The organism is Actinomadura sp. NPDC048032, assembly GCF_040653175.1.
Lineage (GTDB): Bacteria > Actinomycetota > Actinomycetes > Streptosporangiales > Streptosporangiaceae > Spirillospora > Spirillospora verrucosospora.
Genome location: NZ_JBEZJP010000079.1, coordinates 19,419 through 24,737 on the forward strand (window position 1 = coordinate 19,419; position 5,319 = coordinate 24,737).

Below are 5,319 nucleotides of genomic sequence, written 5' to 3' on the forward strand. Positions count from 1 at the left end.
GCGGGCTGCCCCTTCGCGCCGCGCTGTGACGCCGCGACGGACCGCTGCCGCGAGGAGCGGCCGGCGCCGTCGGTGGAGGAGGACGGACATGCCCATGCGTGCTGGCATCCGCCCTCCGGTCCGGCGGCCAGGGCCCGCGCCCGGTTCGCCGCTCCGCCGGAGTCCCTCCCCGAGCCGGGGGCCGCGCCGCGGCTGCGCGTCGTCGACCTGAGGCGCGAGCACCCGGCGGGCGGCGGCGGTCTCTTCGGCGGCCGCCGGACCGTGAAGGCGGTCTCCGGCGTGAGCTTCGACGTGGCGGTCGGCGAGACGTTCGGCCTCGTCGGAGAGTCGGGCTGCGGCAAGTCCTCCCTGGGCAGGATGCTCGTGGCCCTGGACCGGCCCACCTCCGGTGAGGTGATCTTCGATGGCGAGCCGGTCACCGGGCTGAGCGCACGGGCCCTCGGGCCGCGCCGCACCCAGCTGCAGATGATGTTCCAGGACTCGAACGCCTCCCTCGACCCCCGGATGCGCATCGGCAGGATCCTGCGCGAACCCCTGGCGATCCAGGGCGTCGGCAGGCGCGCCGAGAGGACCGCTCGCGCTCGCGAGCTGCTGCGGGACGTGGGCCTGCCCGCGAGCGTCATGGAGCGCTACCCCCACGAACTCTCCGGAGGGCAACGGCAGCGCGTGGGCCTGGCCCGCGCGCTCGCCCTGGACCCGAAGGTGCTGGTCGCCGACGAGCCGGTCAGCGCGCTGGACGTCTCCATCCGCTCCCAGGTCCTCAACCTCATGCGCCGCGTCCAGATCGAGCGCGGGCTCAGCAGCGTGGTGATCTCCCATGACCTCGCGGTCGTGCGGTACCTGGCCGACCGGGTCGGAGTCATGTACCTGGGCAAGCTGGTCGAGACCGGGACCACCGAGGAGGTGTACGGCGCCGCCGCGCATCCCTACACCGCGGGGCTGCTCGCGGCGGTCCTGGAGGCGCGCCCGGAGGCGCCTCCAGGAGCGCCTTCGGGCGCGCGGGCGCGCGGCGAGCTGCCGAGCCCCATCGACCCGCCGAGCGGCTGCCGGTTCCGCACCCGGTGCGCGCTGGCGACCGATCTGTGCGCGGAGACGGAGCCCCTCCTGGAGCCGGTCACCGACACGCACCAGGTCGCCTGCCACCACCCGTTGCAGCAGCCCGCGGAGCTGACGACCCGATGATCCGCCACCGGTTCGCACCAGCGGAGACGCGCTCGCAGACCTCGCCGAAAGGGGATTCGCACAGATGACTTGGTACGTGGTCCGGCGCGTGGCGATCTCGCTCCTCGTCCTGCTCGGGATCTCCGCGGTCGTGTTCTTCCTCCTGCACCTCGTCTCCGACAGCCCGGGGCGCGTCGTCCTGGGCCAGCGCGCCTCGCCCGAGGCGGTCTCGGACTTCAACCGGTCGCACGGGTTCGACCGCCCGGTCGTCATGCAGTACCTCAGCTACCTCGGTCAGCTCCTGCACGGAGACCTGGGGAGGTCGTACAAGCTGAACGCGGACGTCGGGACTCTGCTGCAGCGGAACGTCGGCCGCAGCGCGATGCTCTCGCTGGCCGGCCTCGTCCTGGCGCTCCTGATCGCCGTCCCGCTCGGCATCCTGCAGGCCGTCAGGCGCAACGGCGTCATCGATCGGGTCGCCACGGCGGCGTCGTACGTGCTGTACGCGACGCCGTCGTTCCTGCTCGGGCTGATGCTGATCGCCGTCTTCAGCCAGTCCCTGCCCGTCTTCCCGGCCGAGGCGTCCCAGTCGCACTCCCCCTGGGTGGTGTTCACCGATCCGCGGGCGATGGCGCTTCCCGTCATCACGCTCGCCGCCACCAGCGTCGCGATCTTCTCCCAGTACCAGCGCTCCTCGGCCCTGGACCAGCTCGGCCAGGACTACATCAGGGTCGCGCGGGCCAAGGGACTCCCCGAGCGATTGATCCTTACGCGCCATCTGCTGCGCAACGCCTGCCTGCCGCTGATCACGCTGGTCGGCACGCTCGTCCCCGCGCTCCTGGCGGGCAACCTGATCGTCGAGTCGCTCTTCAACTACCCCGGCCTCGGCCTGCTGTTCCTCAACAGCCTGCAACGCGAGGACTACCCGGTGCTCCTCGCCTACACCCTCATCGGCGGCGTCCTGACCGTGGCCGGCAACTTCGTCGCCGACCTCGTGGTCGCGGCGGCCGACCGGCGGATCGAGCTGAGAAAGTGACCTCACGAGACGTGGACGCCATGACCACTGCGACGGACGCCGCGACAGAGCCCGAGAGCACGACGGCGGGGACCCCGGTCTCGATGCGGTCGGTGCTGCGCCGGCTGCGACGGAACCCGCTCGGTCTCACCGGCGGGCTGCTCCTGGCGCTCCTCGCCGGGTTCTGCTTCCTCGGCCCGCTGTTCCACCCCACCGACCAGACCACCGTGGACCTGGTCAACGCGGCCCTGCCCCCCGGCCCGGGACATCCGCTCGGGACGGACACCAACGGGTTCGACGTGCTCGGACGGCTGATGGAGGGCGGACGGGTGTCCCTGCAGATCGGGCTGCTCGCCGCGATCTTCGCGACCACGATCGGCACCGTCTACGGCGCCGTCGCCGGACTCGCCGGGGGAGTGGTCGACGGGTTCCTGATGCGGCTGGTCGACGTCCTGCTGTCGGTGCCCTTCCTGTTCTTCGTGCTGATCCTGTCGGCCCGGTTCCATGCGAACGCCCTGTCGCTGAGCCTGGTCATCGGAGGGTTCTCCTGGCTCATCTCGGCCCGCCTGGTCCGCGGGGAGGTCCTGACGCTGCGGGTACGGGAGTTCGTTCTGGCAGCACAGGTGATGGGCTCGTCCCGCCGGCGGCTGATCCTCACGCATCTGGTCCCGAACGCGCTCGGCGTGATCATCGTCAACATCACCTTCCAGGTCGCCGACGCGATCCTCGTCGTCGCCGCCCTGGGATTCCTGGGCTTCGGCCTGACCTATCCCACCGCGGACTGGGGCAGCCAGCTCGCCAGCGGCGTCACCTACATCTCCGCCGGCTACTGGTGGCTGATCTACCCCGTCGGCGGCTGCATCATCCTCACGGTGCTGATGCTCAACCTGCTCGCGGACGCGCTTCGCAATGCGGTCGGGAAAAGGACCGACTGAAAGACGGCGTGAAGGACGGCGTGAAGCCCGATCTGTGCGCCGCGACGGACACGGGGCCGAGAAATCGTCGGGCCGACCGAACCCTGGCCGACGCCGGTGGTGCATCTTCGACCCACGCTGCGGAGGCCCCGACACGCACCGTCCTGGCGTCCCCCATCCCTCCGCGCATCTCCACCCGACATGTAGGGAGCCATCAATGACGCAAAGGTCTGGCCGGCGGCGAGGACGCCTCACCGTGGCGCTCGCCGCGTCGGTCGCCGTGTTCGCCGCGGCATGCGCCGGCGGCGCCGGCGCGACGAAGGACAACGCCCGCGAATACGACACGCTGCCGAAGCAGGCGGGCAGCCCCAAGAACGGCGGGACGGCGACGGTCGCGTTGACGCCGGGTCTCAGCCCCAACTTCATCTACCCCTACCCGCCCGCGTCCGCAAACGGGACCGTCATCGGCCGCGGGCTGATGTGGCGTTCCCTCTACCGGCCCAGTGGTGAGGGCGACAAGATCGTGGACGCCGGGTCGAGCCTGGCCGAGGCCCCCGCCTACAGCCCCGACCGCAAGACCGTGACCATCAAGATGAAGGACTACACGTGGTCCAACGGCGCTCCGGTCACGGCCGAGGACGTCGTCTTCTCCCTCGCCCTGCTCAAGGCCGCGCTCGCGGACAGCCCGGCCAACTGGAGCTTCTACACCCCGGGCCAGTTCCCCGACGGGGTCACGGCGGAGGCCGCCGCGCCGGACACGCTCACCCTCAAGCTGGAGACCGCGTACAACCCGTCGTACCTCCTCTCCATGCTGACGCTGCTGTACGTGATGCCGTCCAAGGAGTGGAACATCGCCCGCACAGGAGGGCCGCACCTGGACTACACGAAGCCGAAGAACGCGACGGCGATCTACAAGTACCTCACGAAGGAGTCCGGGTCCCAGTCCACGTTCGCCAGTAACCCGCTCTGGCAGGTGGTCAACGGACCGTACCGCCTCAAGGCCTTCGACCCGACGACCGGTTCGTTCTCCCTGGTGGCCAACAAGTCCTACAGCGGCCCGGTCAAGTCGCGGCTCGACCAGATCGACTTCAAGGCGTTCACCTCCGCCGCCGCGGTGCTCAACCAGTTCAAGGCCGGCAACCTGACCGTCGGCACGCTGGACTCCGGCTTCATCACCCAGATCAAGGCGCTGAAGGCGAAGGGGTACAACGTCTACGGCGCCCCCGCGCCCGCCCGGTTCGACTCGCTGACCATCAACTTCAAGAACACCGTCGACAACTTCGACAAGGTCATCGCGCAGGCCTACGCCCGGCAGGCCCTGCAGCGCCTGATCGACCAGCAGGGCTACATCGCCAGCCGGGGCATCTACAACGGCGCCGGCTCCCTGAACTACACCACGGCGGGCAGCGGTTCCCCCTACCCGCCCGAGTTCGGCGACGACCCGCCCTACCCGCACGACCCCGCCGCCGCCGAGAAGCTGCTCACCGACAACGGCTGGAAGGTCGTGCCGGACGGCTCCACGACCTGCGCGCGCCCCGGCACCGGGACGGGCGAGTGCGGCGCCGGCATCCCGCGGGGCCAGACGATCGGCTTCACCCTGGCCTCCGCGAACACCCCGGCCTACGTCGGCGCCCGCGACGTCGCGTTCGCGTCGGCGGCCAAGAAGCTCGGCATCAAGGTCAAGATCGTGACCAAGGCGCTGAACTACATGTACTCCAACTACGGCAACACCTTCGCGCCCGCCAAGAAGAACGAGTGGGCGATGCAGGACAACGGATCGCTGTACCTCGCGGCCGGGTACCCGAGCAGCAACACGGTGTTCAACACGGAGGGCAGCTTCAACCTGGGCAGCTACCGGAACGCCGAGGCGGACAAGCTGATCGACGCCTCGACGTTCGGAGCGGACGCGAAGGTCCTCTCGGCCGAGGTGACCAGCCTCGCGAAGGATCTGCCCGTGCTCTTCCTCCCGACCCCGCACACCCTGGTCGTGTGGAAGGACAGCCTGTCCGGCCCGCCGTCGTCGTTCAACGCCCTGCTCAGCTTCCTGTACTCGCCGGAGCAGTGGTACTTCCACGGCTAGCCCGGACCCCCGCCGCCTTCCAGGAGCACCCATGACGCCTGACACGGGCGCGTTCGTCCGGCGGATCCGCCGGATCGACCCGGCCGCCGCCGACCTCGACGATCTCGAGACGGTGCGCGACCTGGTCGGCGACGCGCGGGTGGTGGCCA

Annotated in this window: 4 protein-coding genes; all 4 read left to right on the forward strand. The window is 70.2% G+C overall.

The genetic code is table 11. The features are described 5' to 3' along the window. The coding region (locus AB0C69_RS13795; protein ID WP_360353353.1) for an oligopeptide/dipeptide ABC transporter ATP-binding protein at positions 1-1,182 on the forward strand (1,182 nt) is incomplete at its 5' end. A 64-nt stretch (positions 1,183-1,246) separates the two neighbouring features. After that, the gene (locus tag AB0C69_RS13800) at positions 1,247-2,197 is read left to right on the forward strand and encodes an ABC transporter permease (protein ID WP_360353355.1); all 951 of its coding nucleotides are present in this window, start codon (positions 1,247-1,249) and stop codon (positions 2,195-2,197) included. Between the two features lie 20 nt (positions 2,198-2,217). Beyond that, positions 2,218-3,111 carry an ABC transporter permease gene (locus AB0C69_RS13805; RefSeq protein ID WP_360353357.1) on the forward strand — a complete coding sequence of 298 codons (894 nt, stop codon included), beginning with the start codon at positions 2,218-2,220 and terminating at the stop codon, positions 3,109-3,111. Between the two features lie 196 nt (positions 3,112-3,307). Continuing rightward, positions 3,308-5,170, forward strand: coding sequence for an ABC transporter substrate-binding protein (locus AB0C69_RS13810; RefSeq protein WP_360353359.1), 1,863 nt, complete (start codon positions 3,308-3,310; stop codon positions 5,168-5,170). Positions 5,171-5,319 lie beyond the last annotated feature (149 nt).